This is a genomic window from Nocardioides sp. GCM10027114, assembly GCF_042659625.1.
GTDB lineage: Bacteria > Actinomycetota > Actinomycetes > Propionibacteriales > Nocardioidaceae > Nocardioides.
Genome location: NZ_JBHSSS010000002.1, coordinates 319,652 through 338,505, shown reverse-complemented (window position 1 = coordinate 338,505; position 18,854 = coordinate 319,652). Strand labels below are relative to the sequence as shown.

General features: G+C 71.8%; 10 protein-coding genes. All 10 read left to right on the top strand.

Translation table 11 applies throughout. From position 1 onward, the window contains the following. The first annotated feature begins 27 nt into the window (after positions 1–27). The 10 genes from ACFP2E_RS02130 to ACFP2E_RS02085 all read left to right on the top strand — a co-directional run bounded on the left by ACFP2E_RS02130 (position 28) and on the right by ACFP2E_RS02085 (position 18,854). Positions 28–1,854 (top strand): SdrD B-like domain-containing protein, encoded by a 1,827-nt coding sequence (locus ACFP2E_RS02130; RefSeq protein WP_378521977.1) that lies wholly within the window; start codon positions 28–30, stop codon positions 1,852–1,854. A gap of 9 nt (positions 1,855–1,863) precedes the next feature. Further along, complete coding sequence (locus ACFP2E_RS02125; protein WP_378521976.1) at positions 1,864–6,639, top strand: IPT/TIG domain-containing protein; 4,776 nt, start codon at positions 1,864–1,866, stop codon at positions 6,637–6,639. Between the two features lie 29 nt (positions 6,640–6,668). Then, positions 6,669–8,051: a multicopper oxidase domain-containing protein gene (locus ACFP2E_RS02120; protein ID WP_378521975.1), complete on the top strand. Its 1,383-nt coding sequence runs from the start codon at positions 6,669–6,671 to the stop codon at positions 8,049–8,051. A 1-nt stretch (position 8,052) separates the two neighbouring features. Beyond that, positions 8,053–9,345, top strand: a complete 1,293-nt coding sequence (locus ACFP2E_RS02115) for a multicopper oxidase domain-containing protein (RefSeq protein ID WP_378521974.1) — start codon at positions 8,053–8,055, stop codon at positions 9,343–9,345. Between the two features lie 16 nt (positions 9,346–9,361). After that, on the top strand, positions 9,362–12,334 hold the full coding sequence (locus ACFP2E_RS02110) for a multicopper oxidase domain-containing protein (protein ID WP_378521973.1): 2,973 nt from the start codon (positions 9,362–9,364) through the stop codon (positions 12,332–12,334). Between the two features lie 163 nt (positions 12,335–12,497). Beyond that, positions 12,498–12,923, top strand: coding sequence for a hypothetical protein (locus tag ACFP2E_RS02105; protein ID WP_378521972.1), 426 nt, complete (start codon positions 12,498–12,500; stop codon positions 12,921–12,923). 11 nt (positions 12,924–12,934) lie between these two features. Beyond that, entirely contained in the window at positions 12,935–14,860 is a 1,926-nt protein-coding gene (locus ACFP2E_RS02100) for a copper resistance protein CopC (protein WP_378521971.1), read from the top strand. After that, a complete protein-coding gene (locus ACFP2E_RS02095; protein WP_378521970.1) occupies positions 14,857–17,232 on the top strand; it encodes a S8 family serine peptidase in 2,376 nt (791 codons plus the stop codon). Before ACFP2E_RS02100 ends, ACFP2E_RS02095 begins: the two co-directional genes overlap by 4 nt. A 32-nt stretch (positions 17,233–17,264) precedes the next feature. After that, positions 17,265–17,576: a GNAT family N-acetyltransferase gene (locus tag ACFP2E_RS02090; RefSeq protein WP_378521969.1), complete on the top strand. Its 312-nt coding sequence runs from the start codon at positions 17,265–17,267 to the stop codon at positions 17,574–17,576. Between the two features lie 225 nt (positions 17,577–17,801). Further along, positions 17,802–18,854 carry a ParA family protein gene (locus tag ACFP2E_RS02085; RefSeq protein WP_378521968.1) on the top strand — a complete coding sequence of 351 codons (1,053 nt, stop codon included), beginning with the start codon at positions 17,802–17,804 and terminating at the stop codon, positions 18,852–18,854.

Below are 18,854 nucleotides of genomic sequence, written 5' to 3'. Positions count from 1 at the left end.
TCGCCGGAGGGGTGAGGGCACATGCAGGTGACGCGATCCAGGGACCGGGCAACGGCCGCGCTCGTGCTGGCGTTGGTGTCGACGGGCTTCGTCACCGCCGTCACGCTGGTGACCGCCGTCCCTGCGCAGGCGGCGACCAACACCCTCGAGACGCTGAAGGTCACCAGCGCGCGCACGGAGCCGCGTGCCTTCGGGGGTGCAGGGGTCGACCTGGGTGACCCGATCACCGACTTCACCTGGCTCATCAACGTGGACAACACCGGGACCACCCGGCAGCGGAACCCCCAGCCGGGTGGCGGTTGCTCGACGCAGGACGCGACCTACCCGGCCTCCTGCGACTGGGCCTCGATCATGGAGGTCCCGGAGCCGAGTGCGGTCTACGCCCACGGTGACCAGACCGACTTCGCGGGTGCGGCAGGCCTCGACCTGCCGGACGGCCGCTACCTGATCTCGGTCATGGCGGACGGCTACAAGATCGACGGCAAGCACTTCTCCGTGCCGCTGCCCGATCCGGGGGAGGTCGAGGTCAGCCTCCAGCCGAACCCGCTGCCGGACTCGACGCTGCGCGCCCGGGTGTTCGCCGACGTCGCGCCCACCAACGGGACGATGGACGTCGGGGACGCCCCCCTCGAGGGCTTCCAGGGCCACATCAACGACACGCTCGGCGAGGTCACGACGGATGTCTACGGGAACCCGCTGTGCACGACGTACCAGGGGGAGGACCCGGTCACCCACGAGATCCCCCTCGGCTCGCTCGACGGCGACATGCTGCCGCAGGTCGACACGCTGGGAGGCATCTGCCTCAGCGACGCCGATGGCCTGCTCACCATCCCTCACCTCGGCAGCAACCGCTACACGACCTACGTGACGCCCCCGGACAACGAGACCTGGATCCAGACCACGACGCTCGAGGGCAACCACGACTGGGACACCTGGCTCATGGAGGGCGCCACCGGCTACGACACCGAGTTCGTGCTCGCCGGGGAGCCGGTCCCGCAGCCGATCTTCGGGTTCGCCCCGCCGCGGAACAGCCTGGCCGCCGGGGGAAGCGCCCACATCCGGGGCGTCGTGGTGGGGATCAACAGCTACACCCCGCCCAAGGGTGGCTCGTTCGACTTCTGGGGCGGCAACACGGGCACCAAGGTCAAGCACCCGATCAACCGACCGTGGCTCTCGCTCGCCGACCTGAACGACGGCGACCAGGCGGTGTGGATCGGCCGCGGCAACGCCGACGGCAGCTTCGACATCTCCGGCGTACCCGACGGCAACTACACGCTGAGCTGGTGGGACGAGCCGCAGGACTACAACCTGAACTTCATCAACGTCACCATCGGCGGCCAGCAGAACGAGAACATGGGCAACATTCCGCTCAACGGCTGGTGGACGGAGTACGAGGGGTTCGTCTTCAACGACACCAACCGGAACGGCGTCCGGGACGCCGGCGAGAACGGCATCCCGAACTTCACACTGACGCTGCGCAAGCAGGACAACTCGCTCATGGACCGTGGGCAGAACACCGCCGTGACCGACGCCAACGGGCACTACTACTTCGAGTCCGGCTACCCGCTCGGCGCCTGGAACGTGATGGAGGCCTACAGCGACTCCTTCTACACGACCGGCATCACCTACCAGGCGGACAACCAGAACCGGGCCACCACGATCAAGGGTGCGGGCGTCGACGTCAGCGTGATGCCGATCATCGGGCTCGGCGGCCGCATCGACTGGGGCGTGCACGCCTACGACCCCACCGGCAACAACGGGACCGACCCCCGCAACGGTGGCATTGTCGGCACGGTCAGCTACGACACCACGCGCAACGAGCTCGACCCCCAGTACGCCGCGGCCGAGGACTAGCAGCCGGGCGTGTCGGACATCCCGGTCGAGCTGTGGAGCGCCGTCGACTGCGGGACCAACCCCGGCACCCCCTGCGACGCCTACGACCTCTACGAGCTCGACTCCGACGGCTCGTACAGTGCCGGCAAGCTGCTCAACACCTACCTGACCGAGCACTGGTCCCGACCGACCGGGTGCACGGCGCGCGACGTCGACGGCAACCCGCTGGTGCACGGCGTCGACGAGCACGTGCTCGCCACCGACCAGGAGACGACGGGGGAGTGCATCTCCAGCTTCATGCAGAGCGTGCAGGTCGGGCCCTACGACACCGACCAGGGGACGCCGGACGCGAACTTCGGGGCCGCTGTCGACGGCAACTACGGCTTCGGCGACGGCTGCCTGGACGGAACCCTCGACGCCACCGACCCGGGTGCACCCGTCTGCCAGGGCGGCAGCTTCCAGGCGCTGCCCGCCGGCGACTACCTCGTCCGCCTCGCGATCCCGGACGACGCCTCCGGAGACCCGATGTACGAGGTCACGGCCGAGGAGGACATCAACGTCGCGAACGGCGACCAGATCATCCCGCAGGTCCCGCCGCCGGCCTGCGCCGGACCGCTCCACACGGTCGACCTCCTCGGGGACGGGACCGACGGCTACCCCGCGCTGGTCGGCGACGGCAGCAACGGTGCCCCGACCGGCGTGACCGTGCCGGCGTCGACCCCGGTGGACAACGCTCCGTTCCTCGACATGGGCGGCACGCCGTTCGAGGGCTCCGTCGAGCCCCGCTGCGACACCAAGCTCGTGGAGCTGAACAACGGCAAGTCCATCGTCCCGGTGTTCAACGTCTTCACCGACGTCCCGGTCGCCAGCAGGCTGCGCGGCTTCATCGTCGACGACATCAACTTCTCGACCGACTTCCGGTCGGTGATGTACGGCGAGAAGGCCGGGGTGCCCTTCACGCCCGTCGGGATCTACGACTTCACCAACCGTCTGGTGACGACGGTGGAGAGCGACTTCAACGGTGTCTACGACGTGCTGCTGCCCTCGACCAACCACATCAGCTGCCCCACCCCGTCGGGCCTCTGCGCCAACATGTACCGGTTCGTCGCCAACGACCCCGGGGTCCCCGGCCGGCTCAACCCGAACTGGAACCCGCGCTACCGGACCATCGCCACCGAGTTCGAGGCGCTGCCCGGCGTCACGATCCCGACGGACCTGGCACCCACCCAGGTGGGCTTGAAGGTCGAGTCGCCGGCCACCGGACAGCCCATCGACGTCACCTGCCCCGTCGCGGCCTCCGACCCGCAGCTGCTCGCGGTCTCGCGCCCCTACGTGGACGGCAGCGGCGGCTTCTCGATCGAGGGAACCGGCTTCGGCTCCGGCCCGGGCACCGTGGACCTCGACGGCACAGCCCTGCCCACGACGGGCTGGAGCAACACCCACATCGACGCCACCGTGCCCCCGGGCACTGCGACGGGCCCCCACCAGCTCACCATCACCGGCAGCAACGGCGCGCGCACGGTGAACGGCCTGACGTTCCACGTCATGGGTGGCGGCTACACCCCCACGGTCCGCGAGGTCGGGCCGGGACGCACCTACGCGACCATCCAGGCCGCCCTCGACGCCGCCCACGGCAGCTCGGCCGACGACCTCGTCGTCGTCTACCCGGGCGACCCGGACCTGGCCAACCCGCGCGGGAACCCCCGCGGCGCCTACTACGAGAACCTCGTCATGGCCTCGCCGGTGAAGCTCCAGGGCGTCGGGCCGGGCGGCTTCCAGGGGAACACCTTCGTCCCGGGCTCGATCATCGACGCGGGTGCCTTCGGTGGCGACACCGACCTCGCCACTGCGTGGTACGACCTGGTCGGCTCGCTGACCTGGGACGGCAACCAGAACGTCAACGACGGTGAGGCGATCTACGTCCTCGCCTCCGAGAACGCCACGACGGCTAGCGGCGCCGCGCGCCAGTTCAACGCAGGGTTCAGGGCCGCCATCGACGGCTTCGACATCCGCGGCGGCGACCAGCGGGGATTCCCCGGCAACATCAACGACCTGACCGGGGGCCCGACGGGGCTGCCACCGGGGATCGTGACCCAGGGCGGCGCGATCTTCGCCAACGCCTACGCACGGCACCTGCGGATCACCAACAACGTCGTCGAGAACAACTCCGCCGGCTACGGCTCCATCCGCATCGGGACCCCCGACCTGGCGGCCCCCGACACCGACCAGCACAACGAGGACGTGCTGATCGCGGACAACCGGATCGTGGCCAACTCGGGGACGAACCTCGCCGGCGCGATCGGCATCTTCGCGGGCGCCGACGGCTACGAGATCGCCCGCAACGACATCTGCGGCAACTTCTCGATGGAGTACGGCGGTGGTGTCTCGGTCTACGGGCGCAGCCCCGACGGGCACATCCACCACAACCGGATCTACTTCAACGAGTCCAACGACGAGGGTGGCGGCATCATGGTCGCCGGCCAGCTCCCTGCCGACCCGGACCAGCTCTCGCCCGGCAGCGGCCCCGTCGTGATCGAGGCGAACCAGATCCAGGCCAACCTCGCCAACGACGACGGCGGCGGCCTCCGGTTCCTCATGGCCGGAGGATCGGGTGGTACCGACGTGATGAGCGTCGTGAACAACACGATCGTCAACAACGTCTCCACGCACGAGGGCGGCGGGATCGCGCTCAACGACGCCCCGAACGTCCGGATCGTCAACAACACGATCATGAAGAACCTGACGACGGCGACCGCGGTGACCTCCGACGGCCGGCCGCTCCCGGCGGGACTCTCCACGACGAGCAACAGCGACCAGCTCCAGGCGACGCTGCCCGCGAGTGCCCCCAGCTTCAGCAACCCGACGCTGTTCAACAACGTCTTCTGGGACAACCGTGCCGGCACCCGGGCGGGCACCGCCGTGACGGGCATCGGCGCCCCTGGTGACGCGAGCCCCGTCGACCGGTGGGACCTCGGTGTCTCCGACGACACCGGCGATCTGGCGCCGACCAGCTCCATCGTCCAGCAGGACCCCGCGTCCCACCCGTACACGACCAGCGGGACCAACAGCTCGCAGAACCCTGCGGTGGTCAGTACCTACGACCTCACGGTGTCCTTCGCGACCTGGCGGCAGAACCCCGCGTTCGTCGACGCCACGCTGGTGGCGCTGCAGGAGCCGGCCGGAGCGATGGGCGACTACCACCTGTCCGGATGCCCGGCCTCGCCCGCCTGCAACCTCGGAGCCGCCTCGAGCGGTGCGGTGGCCGCACCGGCGACGGACATCGACGACGAGGCGCGCCCCGCGTTGGGCGGCTACGACGCCGGCTCCGACGAGGTGGGCGGAACAGAGCCGCCGCCGCCCGGGACGGCAGACCTCTACTTCTCCACGACGGGCAACACCAACCCGCCGGGCGTGACGGGCACGCCGGACAACGCCGACGTCTACCGGTGGGACGGCACGTCCTTCAGTCGCGAGGTCGACGTCACCGCAGCGCCGTACAACCTGCCGCTGGCCGCCAACCTCGACGGGTTCGCGCGGGTCGACGCGACGCACTTCTACGCCTCGTTCAGCGCCGACACCACGGTGCCGGGCCTGGGTGCGGTCCAGGACGAGGACGTCGTCTACTGGAACGACGGCGCCTGGCAGCCCTACTTCGACGGCACTGCCGCGGGGCTCACCTCCAGCGCCCAGGACGTCGACGCGATCAGCATCGACGACCCGGTCCTCTACTTCTCGACCACCGGGAACGCGAACCCGCCGGGTGTGGGCGGCACGGCCGACAACGCGGACGTCTACAGCTGGAACGGCGCCTCGTTCGCGCGGGTGTGGGACGCCACGGCGAACGGACTACCGGGCGCCACGAACGTGGACGGGCTGGTGCTGGTCTCGACCGACGACATGTACCTGTCCTTCAGCCCGTCGGTCACCGCGGTCGCGGGCTTCGGGGCGGTGCAGGACGAGGACGTCGTCCATCGCACGGCCGGCGGCTGGGCGGTGGAGTTCGACGGCACCGCCGCGGGACTGACGGCCGACAGCCAGGACGTCGACGCGTTCTCGTTCGCCGACAGTGCGACCCCGCCATCAACGACACCGCCCCCGCCGGCAACGGGCGAGCTGTTCTTCTCCACGACGGGCAACACCAACCCGCCAGGCGTGACGGGGACCGCGGACAACGCCGACGTCTACCGGTGGGACGGCACGTCGTTCGGCCGTGACGTGGACGTGACCGGTGCGCCGTACAACCTGCCGCTGACTGCCAACATGGACGGGTTCTCCCGGGTCGACGCCACGCACTTCTACGCGTCCTTCACCAGCAACATCGGAGTCCCCGGCCTGGGGGCGGTGCAGGACGAGGACGTCGTGCTCTGGAACGACGGCGCCTGGGAGCTGTACTTCGACGGCACCGCGCGGGGCCTGACCACGAGCGCCCTCGACCTCGACGCGATCAGCGTCGACGGTCCGGTGCTGTACTTCTCGACCACCGGGAACGCGAACCCGCCGGGTGTGGGCGGCACGGCCGACAACGCAGACGTCTACAGCTGGAACGGCACGGCCTTCGCCCGGGTGTGGGACGCAACGGCCAACGGGCTCCCGGGCGCCACCAACGTGGACGGGCTGATCCGGGTCGCGGCCGACGACCTCTACCTCTCGTTCAGCCCGGCCAGCACGGCCGTCGCGGGCCTCGGACCGGTGCAGGACGAGGACGTCGTCCACCGCAGCGGAACGACCTGGTCGGTCTACTTCGACGGGACCGCGGCCGGGCTGACGGCCGACGCCCAGGACATCGACGCCTTCGACATCCCGTGAGCGCACGTCGCGGAAGGAGCGGACACGCCATGAGGTACCCGACACCCGGTCAGGACCGGGGACCGCACCACCCGGTTCGACGAAGCGCGCCCCTCGCCGCGGCGGCGGTCGACCGACGTCGCTTCCTGCAGCTGTCCGGCGGCGCCGCTTTCGCCGCCGGGGCCATCGCCTGGACGGGCGGGTGGCTCGCCCCCGAGGAGGCCCGGTCCGCTGCCGGCGAGGCTGCCGACCTCTACTGGGGCGGGACCGACGGCTGGATCCACCTGCCACCCACCCCGGCGATCGCACCGTTCCACCCCGACGTGCTGGCACCGGCCCCCTTGACGACCTACGTCTTCGGCTTCCGCAACCTCACCGGCATGACGCAGACCCAGCGGCTGGCGCAGAAGAACAAGGCCCAGCACTCGGCGCCGCTGTTCTGGGTGCCGCAGTACGACCCGGCCAGCCCCCGCGACTTCAAGGTGACCCTGACGAACCTCGGCCTGGCGCTGCGGCCCGACCTGTTCGACGCGCACACGATCCACTGGCACGGCTTCCGCAACGTGATCCCTTTCTTCGACGGAGAGCCGAGCGGCTCGGTGTCGGTGCCGGCCGGTCGCGAGTTCACCTACGTGTACCGGCCCCGTGACCCCGGCACGTACATGTACCACTGCCACGTCGAGGACGTGGAGCACGTGCAGATGGGCATGACGGGCATCGTCTTCGTCCGCCCGCTCCAGGACGGGAACACCACGCTCTACCCGAGCGGCAGGTACCTCTACAACGACGGGGACGGCTCGACCGGCTTCGACCGCGAGTTCGCGATGTTCCTCTCCGAGATCTGGGCCGAGGCCCACTGGGCGGACGCCCACATCCAGCTGCCCGAGTGGAGCGACTACCGCCCCGATTTCTCGCTGCTCAACGGCCGGGTCCACCCCGCGACCCTGGCACCCAACGGCTCGATCGACCCCTTCAACCCGGAGCACGACGCATCCGGCGACCTCGTCGCGCCACCCGGCCACCCCGAGCTCCAGTACCAGCCGAACTCGTCGCTCGTGACCTGCCAGGCCGGGGAGCGCGTCGCCCTCCGGTTCTCCAACCTCGGCTTCCGCGAGGCGGCGATGACGACCACCGGGCTCCCGATGACCGTCGTGGGCCGGGACGCCACGCCCATGCGGGGGAGGGACGGCACCGACACGTCGTACGTGACCAGCACGCTCAACATCGGGCCGGGGGAGAGCTACGACGTCCTGTTCACCGCACCGCCCTACCAGGGCGGAGCGGGCGGCCACGACACCTACCTGCTCTACAACCGCAGCTACGTCAGGTCGGCGAACCTCGCGGGCGGCTATGGCGGGCAGACCACCGAGATCCACGTGTACCCGACCGGGTCCCTCGCGGACCAGCCGTACCCGAACCACTGGGGGCTGTGACATGTCCAGGCGCGTCCTGCTGGTGCTGCTGATGGCCGCTCTTGCGGCCCTGACCTCGCTGCTGACCCGCCCAGGCGACGCGACGGCGGCGGACCCGCCACCGTCGGTGGGCCTGGTGTGCGACCAGGGCACTGCCGCCGGGACCGGCGCGCGGGTCTTCGACCTGACGACTCGGACCGGCTACATCAGCCTCCCCGACGGCAACACCGCCTTCATGTGGGGCTACTCGAGCGGCTTCAACGGCTTCCAGCACCCCGGGCCGGTGCTCTGCGTGGACGAGGGCGACACCGTCACCGTCATCCTGCACAACACCCTGCAGGTGCCGGTCTCCGTCGACTTCCCGGGACAGCACGACGTGCTGGCCGACGGGCTGCCCGCTCGCCCCGAGCGCAACGGCGGCGGACGCATCACCTCGCTGACCGACTCGGCGGACCCGGACGGCGGCACCATCACCTACAGCTTCGTGGCGGACCAGCCGGGCACGTTCCTCTACGAGTCCGGGACCAACCCCGAGACGCAGGTGCGCATGGGGCTGTTCGGAGCCCTCGTGGTGCGGCCGGCACTCGGTGCCGACCACGCCTACGACCGGGCGGACAGCCAGTTCACGCAGGACGAGGAGTTCCTCGTCCTGCTGTCGGAGATCGACCCCTACCAGCACCGTGCCGTGGAGCTGGGCAGGAACTTCAACATCAACAACTACCGGGCGCGCTACTGGCTGATCAACGGTCGCGGCTTCCCCGACAGCCTGGCCGACAACGGCGCCTCGTGGCTGCCGACGCAGCCCTACGGCGCGCTGGCGCAGATCCACGAGTTCGACGCTGCGACCCACCCTGAGCCGGGACTCGCGCGCTACCTCAGCGTCGGGACCGAGGACTACCCGTTCCACCCGCACGGCAACAACGGGCTGGTCATCGGCCGTGACGGCCACCCGACGGCGAGCGACGGCGGCGAGGACCTGTCGTTCGAGAAGTTCGCCATCAACATCGGACCCGGCCAGACCTGGGACGTCCTCTTCAAGTGGTACGACCCCGAGGACTACAGCCCGTCGAACCCGGTCCCGGTGACCGTGCCGAGCCTCGCGAACTCCGTGATCGGCACCTTCTACAGCGGGAGCCCCTACCTCGGGACGCAGCAGACGCTGCCCCCGGGGACGGCGACCCTCAACCAGTGCGGCGAGTTCTACATCATCTCGCACAACCACGCGCTGTACCAGATCACCTCCTGGGGGGCCACGATGACCGGTCCGATCACCTACATGCGGATCGACCCGCCCGAGCCCAACAACTGCGGATGAGAAAGGCGGGCACCCGATGCGCACCCACTCCTGGCAGCGCCCTTCCCGGATCACGCTGACCGCAGCGGTGGCCCTGGCCGCCGCCGGGCTCGGCCTGGTCGCCACGCCGGCCCACGCGGCGGCGGTGGGCTTCGACCTCTGGGCGGTCACCGGCAGCGCCACCATGCCCGGCGGCCAGGCCGTGACTGTCTGGTCCTACCGCGACAGCAACGGCCCCGCCGGAGCCCCGGGCGGGCCCACCCTGAGGGTCGCGGCCGGCGACGACGTGACCATCACCCTGCACAACGAGGTCGGTGCCCCCACCGGCCTGCTCGTGCAGGGACAGGAGATGGTCCCGGACCTGACCGGCATCGCGGACGGCACGCAGGCGGTCTACACCTTCACCGCCGGGGAGCCCGGCACCTACCTCTACGAGGCGGCGCCGATCCCCGGCGCCGAGTACCAGCCCGCTCTGGGCCTCTACGGCGCGCTCGTCGTGGAGCCGGCGTCCCCGGCGTACGACGACGACCACGTGCTGCTCCTGGGTGAGATCGACCCGGCGCTCAGCAACGCGGCCGACCCGGGCGCCTTCGACATGCGGAAGTTCGCCCCCCGCTACTTCACGATCAACGGCGCTGCCTACCCCGACACCGCACCGATCGCGGCGCCCGCTGGCACCACACAGCTGCTGCGCTACGTCAACGCGGGCATGAACCACCACTCGATGGCGGTGCTGGGAGCCCGGCAGACCGTCGTGGCGGTGGACGGCGCCGCCTACCGGGACCCGCGCAGCTACGTGGCCGAGACCATCGGTCCCGGCCAGACGCTCGACGCCCTGGTGACCGTCCCGGACGCCGCTTCCGTCGACGTCGACCTGACGGTCTACGACGCGGGCCTCGGCCTTCACAACAGCAACACCGGCGGTGTCGGCGGCATGCTCACGACGCTCGAGGTCCCGGGCGTGGCGAGCCCCGGCGACGCCACCGGGCCCGTCACGAGCGGTGCGACGGCGGCCGCCGGGACCCTCACAGCGACGGTCGACGACGGCCAGGGCCACGGCGGTTCCGACGTGCAGGCCGCGGAGTACTTCCTCGACGCTCCGGGGGGCGCCGGCACCGGCACCGCCATGGACGCCCAGGACGGGGCCTTCGACAGTGCGACCGAGGCGGTCACCGCAGACGTGACGGTGCCGTCCGGCGACCACGTGCTCTACCTGCGCGGCCAGGACGCGGCGGGGAACTGGGGGCCCCTCACCTCCGTCCTCGTCACCGGGGCCGACACCGGCGGACCGACGGTCAAGAGCCCGTCGCTCACCCCCAACCTCGTCAACGGGGCGAACAGCCTGGCCGTGGCCGTGTCGGCGACCGCCGACGACACCGCCTCCGGCAACTCGGCCATCGCTGCGGCGGAGTACTTCATCGACACCGTGGGCGCGGACGGCTCGGGTGACGCCATGAACGTGAGCCCGGCCGGTGCCAGCATCGCGAGCATCGACGGGACCATCCCGCCCGGCACGCTGGACGGCCTCACGGAGGGCACGCACGTCGTCTACCTGCACGCGCAGGACGCCGACGGCAACTGGGGCGACGCGCTCTCCGCCACAGTCAACCTGACAGTGGACGAGACCGCCCCGAACGTCTCCGGCGTGAGCGTGGAGCCGACCCCCAACAACGGGACGCTGCCCTACAGCTCGTCGGTGCCGGCGGTCCGGGTGATCGCCACCACCATGACCGACCCGGTCTCCGGAGGGGTCAACAGCCCGGTGACGAAGGCCGAGGCGTTCATCGACACGGTGGGAGCCAACGGGTCCGGCATCCCGCTGGCCTCGAGCGACGGCGTCTTCAACGACACCACCGAGGGCGGGTACGCCGACATCCCGCTCGCCACCGTCGTCTCACTGGCGAACGGGTCGCACACGATCTCGGTGCACGCCCGTGACGCGGCCGGCAACTGGGGGACCATGGCCACCACGACCCTCGTCGTCGACAAGACCCGTCCCACGATCTCGGGGCTGGCCGCCTCGCCGAACCCGACCCTGGGGGCCGCGACGGTCACGCTGACGGGGACGGCCACCGACCCCTCGGGCCCGTCCGCCACCAGCACGGGCATCACCCGGGCCGAGTGGTGGATCGGCGCCGACCCGGGCGTCGGCAACGGCACCCCGATGACGGTCACCGGGACCGGCCCGGTGTACGACCTGAGCGCGACCGTGGACGTGAGCGGCCTCGGCGACGGCGACCACCAGCTGCGGGCACGCGCGAAGGACGGTGCGGGCAACTGGAGCACGGTCGCCACCACGACCCTGCAGGTGCGGGTCCCGCTGATCTTCTCGACCGCGGGCAACGCCAACCCGCCGGGGATCGCCGGGGCGGCCGACAACGCGGACCTCTACCGCTGGAGCGGCACCGCCTACTCCCGTGTGCTCGACCTGAGCGCCGCGCCGTACAACGTGCCGCTCTCGGCGAACGTCGACGGCTTCAACCAGGTGGACGCGACCCACTTCGAGGTCTCGTTCGCGGCGAACACCAACCTGCCCGGCCTCGGGGTGGTGCAGGACGAGGACGTCGTGCTCTGGGACGCGGGCAGCTGGACAGTCTGGTTCGACGGCACGGCGCACGGCCTCACGGCCGCGGGCCAGGACATCGACGCCTTCAGCGTGGTGGCCGGGACGCTCTACTTCTCAACCCTCGGGAACGTCAACCCGCCAGGCGTGGGAGGTGCGGCGGACAACGCCGACATCTACAGCTGGAGCGGGGCGGCGTTCTCCAGGGTGTGGGACGCCACGGCCAACGGCGTTCCGGCCGCAGCGAACGTCGACGGCTACGACCGGGTGGACGCGACGCACTTCTACCTCTCGTTCGCGGACAACACCACGGTGGCCGGCGTGGGGGCGGTCCAGGACGAGGACGTCGTCTTCATCAACGGCGCGACCCGCACGGTGGCCTTCGACGGGACGGCCCACGGGCTCACGACAGCGGCCCTCGACGTGGATGCCTTCGATGTCCAGTGACGACACGACCCGGGCGGCAAACGCCGTGGGCCGCCCGGTGTCCCACCCAGTGCCCACCCCGGTCCTCGACAGTGCGTCGGCCGGGGTTCAGGGGACGGCCCCCGTCGGCGTCGGTCCACGGCCCCCACACCCCCGACGTCGACGGCGGGTCAGCCCCGCAGCGGTGACCCTGGCGGCCTTCCTCGTGCTGGTGCTGGCCTGGTCGCCGTGGAGCGAGCGTCCCGCGGACGTCCGCGACGGCACGACCGCCGTCACCCGGGCGGAGATGGCCGCCCGGCACGGGGTCGACCTGAACCTCGTCGCCGTCACCGCGGCCGGAGGACTGGTCGAGCTGCGGATGCAGGTCACCGATCCCGACCGGGCGGACGAGGTGATGCACGGCGACCAGGAGACCCGTCCGGTACTGGTGGTGGAGGAGACGGGGGAGACGCTGATGATGGCGGCGCCGCCCCACCACCGTGACGAGCTGCGGCTCGGCGGTCAGTACTTCTTCCTCCTGGCCAATGCCAGGAACGCGCTCCACGCCGGCTCGCTCGTCACGGTCGTCATCGGCGACTCGCGGCTCGAGCACGTCCAGGTCCAGGGCTGAGGCGACGCGTCGTGGGACCGGTCCGGCGGACGGCGATCCTCGGAGCGACGGCCGTGGTGGGTCTGCTGGGGATGCTCGTGCTGGTCGCCGGACCCGCCCACGCGCACAGCGAGCTGGTCCGCTCGGACCCGCCGGACGGTGGCCTGGTGGCGGTGGGGCGAAGCGAGCTGAGCCTGTGGTTCGCCGAGGACGTGGTCCCCGCAGCCAGCGACTTCGCGGTGCGCACGATCGACGGTGAGGCGGTCCCGGTCTCGGTCTCGGAGACCGACGACGGCACGGCAGGCTTCGTCCGGCTGGAGGCCGAGCCGCTGCCGCGCGGCCTCTACGTCCTCGAGTGGCAGGTGCTCTCTCGCGAGGACGGGCACTCCAGCCGCGGGTCGCTGACCTTCGGGGCCGGCGTCCGACCCGGAACCGGTCCCGGTCTCGCGGCCCCCGGTGGTCATGCGGGCGGGTGGCCGGGCTGGCTCGTCGTGGTCGTGCGCCTGCTCGACCTCGGTGCCCTCATGACGGCGCTGGGAGCCGTGGCCGTCACGGGCCGGGTCCTGCAGCGCGCGGTCCCGGTGGTGCCCACGGCAACCCGCCGGGCTCTCGGGATCGGTGTGCTGGCCTGCGCCGTGGGGGTGGCTGCCGCCACCGTCGCGGCGTTCCAGCGCACCCCTCGCGAGGGCGCTGGGGCCCTGGCCTGGGTCCGCGCCGTGGTGTCGGCGCTGACCGGCACCGAGTGGGGGCGCCTGTGGCTGCTCCACGGCACGGGCGTCGCCGTGGCCGGCGTCGCCCTGGCGGTGGGGCTTCGGCGGTCCCGACAGCGGGCTCGGCAGCGGGTTCGGGTGGTCGCCGGCCTGGCGCTGGTGGCGGTGGCGTGGTCCGACGCCACCGTCAGCCACGCCGCAGACCTGACGCGCGGGGTCACGGTGGCCACCGCGCTCACCCTGGTCCACGTCGTGGCTGCTGCCGTGTGGGCCGGGGGCCTGCTCGTCCTCGCCGTGTGCCTGCTGCCTGCGATGCGCCACCACCCCGGTGCCGGTCGTGAGCTGCTGCGTGGCTCCTGGCGCGCCTTCAGCCCGGTCGCAGCCGTCTCGGCGGGGCTGGTGCTGGCCTCGGGGCTCTACCTCGCTGGCCGACAGGTCCCGGCCCTCGAGGCTATGGTCAGCACGGTGTACGGCGCCGCGGCCGCCGGCAAGGCAGCGGCGCTCGTGGCCGTGCTGCTCGTGGCGGCCGGCACGACCCTGCTCGTCAACCCGGCGCTCGCCGCGCGGCTCCCGGCACCCCTGCGTGGACCGGCCGCCGGGGATGCCGCTGCCGCGCTCCGGCGCCGTGTCCTCGTCGAGCTCCTCGTGCTCGGAGCGGCGGTCCTCCTCGCCGCCCTGATGACCTCGGTCCCGAGTGCCCGGGAGGAGGCCGGTCCGGGTCCGGGTGCGCCGCCCCGGACCGCCACGGTGGACGGGCTGTTCGTGACCTTCGAGGTGGTGCCCGCCGGACCGGACGCGAGTCGGGTGCTGGTCCGCAGCAGCCCGGTCGTCCGGCCGCAGCCGGGTCCGGTCACCGGCGCGCGGGTGCTGCTGGTGGGCGCGGACGACGTCACGGTCGCCGCCGACCTGCGGCAGGTCGAGACGGGCCGGTTCGAAGGTGCGGTGCCGGCGCTGGCCCCCGGCAGGTGGGCGGCGTGGGTGTCGCTTACCCGCCGCGGCGAGTCTGCGGACGCCGTCGCCCAGGTCGACTGGGACGTCGCCGCCCGGGCTCCGGACCGGCCCACGATGCTCGAGCTGGTCGCCACCGGGGGTGCGGCGCTGGTGGCGGTGCTCCTGTGCCTTGTCGGGGCCTGGCTGCGGCTCGCAGCCCGTCGCGGTCGCGGGCGGGAGCTCGCCAGAACCGTGCCGCGGCAGGCCGAGGACTCCACGGGCACGAGACCTGCGCCGCAGGAGGTGGGGACTTCATGAGGCCACGACGGCGCCGGATGCTGGCGACCGCGGTCGTCCTGCCGGTGGTCGCGACCGGGTGGGGGAACGCCGCTGCTGCACCCGTCGACGCGGCCGCCGTCAGGACGGCGCCCGCCCGCGGGGAGACGACCACGGTGGTCGTCTCGCTGCGGCAGCAGGCCGACCTCGACGCGATCGACGCCCCCACGAGGCGACGCCGGCTGCGCGCGGTGGTCACCGCCCTGCAGGATGCCGCCGACACGGGTCAGCAGGCCCTCACCACCCGTCTCGACACGTGGGCCGCGCAGGGGAGGGTCACCGAGTACGAGCCGCTCTGGGTCACCGACGCGGTGTCCGTCACCGCCACCCCGGAGGTCATCGACGCGATCGCGGCCCGCGCGGACGTGGTGGACGTCGTGCCCGACGCGGTGGTCCTGTCGCCGGCGTACGCGCCGGCCGAGCCCAACGTGGCGGGCGTGCGGGCGCCCGCCGTGTGGGACCTGGGAGAGACCGGCGGGAACGCCGTGGTCGCGACCCTGGACAGCGGGGCCGACGTCACCCACCCCGACCTTGCCGGCCGGTGGCGCGGCGGGGCCCACAGCTGGTTCGACCCCTACGGCGAGCACCCGGCCGCCCCCGTGGACCTGACCGGTCACGGGACGGCGACCCTCGGCACCCTCGTGGGAGCGGACGCGGGTGGCACGTCGATCGGGGTGGCGCCCGGCGCCCGCTGGATCGCGGCGCGCGTATTCGACGACAGAGGAGCCTCCACGGTCACGGCTGTGCACCAGGCCTTCCAGTGGCTCCTCGACCCCGACGGGGACCCGACGACGCCTGACGCGCCGAACGTCGTCAACGGCTCGTGGGTGATCGGGACCGCACCCGGTTGCGACCTGACCTTCCAGCCGGACGTGCAGGCGCTCGGGGCCGCCGGCATCCTGCCGGTGTTCGCGGCCGGCAACTTCGGCCCGGGAGCCGGCACCGGCGTCAGCCCCGCCAACTACCCCGAGTCCCTCGCGGTCGGCTCGCTGACGACGGCCGGGAGCGTCCGCGCCGACAGCAGCCGTGGTCCGGCGACCTGCGGTGGCCGCACCGGCCCCTACCCCGACCTGGTCGCGCCGGGCCAGGACGTGCTGACCGCGGACCGCTACGGCCTCTACCAGGTTGTCTCCGGCACCTCCATCGCCGCGCCCCACGTGGCCGGCACCCTGGCGCTGCTGCTCTCGTCGAGGCCGGGCCTCGGCGCGGCGGTCCAGCGGGACCGGCTGCTGTCCTCGGCCGTCGACCTGGGGCCGGTCGGGCCGGACAACACCTATGGGGCCGGGCGCGTCGACGCGCTCGCCGCCTATGAGGCGGCCGTGGCGCCGCAACCCGACTTCACCGTCACCGCGTCGCCGGCGACTGCCTCGGTCACCGCTGGCGACGCCGCGACGTTCGACGTCGACGTCGTGCCGGGCGGCGGCTTCACCGGTGACGTCGCGCTCACGACCGCCGCACCCGCCGGCATGGTCGCGTCCGTCGCGCCGACGGTGGTCACCGGCGGCGCAGGCGCCGGCGTGCTGACCGTGACCACCTCGGCCGGCACCGCCCCCGGAACCCACCCGGTGACGGTCCGGGGGGAGTCGGGGGTGCTCGTCCACGAGGCAACGGTCGAGCTGACCGTCCTTCCTCCTCCGCCACCTCCGCCACCCCCACCCGTGCTCGAGCTCTCCACCCTCGGCTCCGTCGCCCTGCCCGGCATACCAGGCAGTCCCGACGACGCCGATGTGTACGCCTGGGACGGGGTCGCGTTCTCCCGCACCGTCGACGTCTCCGACGCGCCCTACGGGTTGCCGTCCGGTGCGGATGTCGACGGCTTCTCACGGCTGGGGCGCGGGCGCTTCGTCGTGTCGTTCCAGGGCGACGTCCGTCTCCCCGGCCCGGGTCGGGTGCAGGACGAGGACGTCGTGCTGTGGGACGGCAGGGCCTGGTCGGTGTGGTTCGACGGGACCTCGTTGGGCCTGACGAGCAGCGGGCACGACCTCGACGCCGTGTCGGTGGTGGGCACCGACCTCTACTTCTCGACGCTGGGGCCCGTCACGCTCCCGGACGTGGGCGGTACGCCGGACGACGCCGACGTGTACCGCTGGGACGGGCAGGCCTTCTCCCGGGTGTGGGACGCCTCGCTCCACGGCGTCCGCCGGGGCGCCGACGTCGACGGTCTCGACATGGGGGAGGGCGGCAGTGTCGCGGTGTCGTTCAACAACGCGAGCACGGCGCTGCCCGGCGGGCTGGCCGTGCAGGACGAGGACGTGGTCGCGTGCGCAGACGGGGCCTGGGCCGTGCTGTTCGACGGGACCGCGCTCGGGCTCACCAGTGACGGGCAGGACATCGACGCCTTCGACCTCGGGTGAGCACCTCCGCCGCGCCCCGTACGATCGCGCTCATGTCCGACATCTCCGTGACCCACGAGTCCGACCGGCACCGCTACGTCGCCAGGCTCGACGGCACCGAGGTGGGTTTCGCGGAGTACCAGCTGACCGACCGGCTCGTCGTCTTCACCCACACCGAGGTCGCCGACGAGTGCGAGGGGATGGGCGTCGGCTCCGCGATCGTGCGGTTCGCGCTCGACGACGTCAGGGAGGCCGGCACCCGCCAGGTGCTGCCGCTGTGCCCCTTCGTGAAGGGCTGGATCGGCTCCCACGAGGAGTACCGGCCGCTGGTCTACGGGCAGCCCGCCAGCACCGCCCGGGACTGAGCGGCGCCCGGTCCGGACCGGGCGCCCCCCGGAATCCACAACTCAGTGCACAGGGCGCGTCCTCCCTGTGCACGGGACCGGGGTGGGTTACACAGGTAGTGCACAGATTTCCCGTGCAGACCGGGGTTTTCGGCGTTCGTGTTGTTCGCACTCCGACGGGCGGTCTAAGGTCGCCCGCGGGCTCGGACACAAGTCGCCGAGTCGACAAAGAGCGAGGTGCGGCGCATGAGCGGTGGCGGGTTCTTCCCGGGAGTGGCAGGCCAGGCCGGCAGCAGCGCCCAGGAGATGCCGCCACTGGTGCGGCCGCCGGTCGCACCCTCTTCCCCCGGAAACGAAGGACTCGTGAGCGAAGCCATCCCGTTCGAGCGTGACGCGGCCCCGATCGACACCGGCAGCGGAAGCGGGGGTGGCAGTGCCACGCTGACCGACGCCGGTCCCGCCCTGGGCCCGACCGGCCGCCCGTTCCCCGAGCTGCCCGAGCCGCGACCGGTCAGCGAGCACGGCAGCGCCCGCGTCATCTCGATGTGCAACCAGAAGGGTGGCGTCGGCAAGACCACGACGACCATCAACCTCGGCGCGTCGCTGGCGGAGTACGGCCGCAAGGTCCTGCTCGTCGACTTCGACCCGCAGGGCTCGCTGTCGGTGGGCCTCGGGCTCAACCCGCACGACATGGAGCTGACGGTCTACAACCTGCTCATGGAGCGCGACGTCGACCTCGAGGACGTCGTGGTGCCGTCCGGGGTGCCCGGGATGGACCTGCTGCCCTCCAACATCGACCTGTCGGCCGCCGAGGTGCAGCTCGTGCACGAGGTTGCCCGCGAGCAGACGCTCCAGCGCGTGCTGAAGCCGGCGATCGACCAGTACGACGTCATCCTCATCGACTGCCAGCCATCGCTGGGCCTGCTGACGGTCAACGCGCTCACCGCGTCCGACGGCGTGATCGTGCCCCTCGAGTGCGAGTACTTCGCGCTGCGTGGCGTGGCGCTGCTCAAGACCACGATCGACAAGGTTCGCGAGCGGCTCAACCCCAAGCTCGAGATCGACGGCGTGCTCGGCACGATGTACGACGGCCGCACGCTGCACGGCCGCGAGGTCATGGAGCGGCTGGTGCAGGCGTGGGGCGACCTGGTCTTCCACACGGTCATCCGCCGCACCGTGAAGTTCTCCGACTCGACCGTCGCGGGCGAGCCGATCACGACGTACGCCTCGAGCTCCACCGGCGCCGACGCCTATCGGCAGCTCGCCAAGGAGGTGCTGGCACGGTGCCTCGACGGGTGA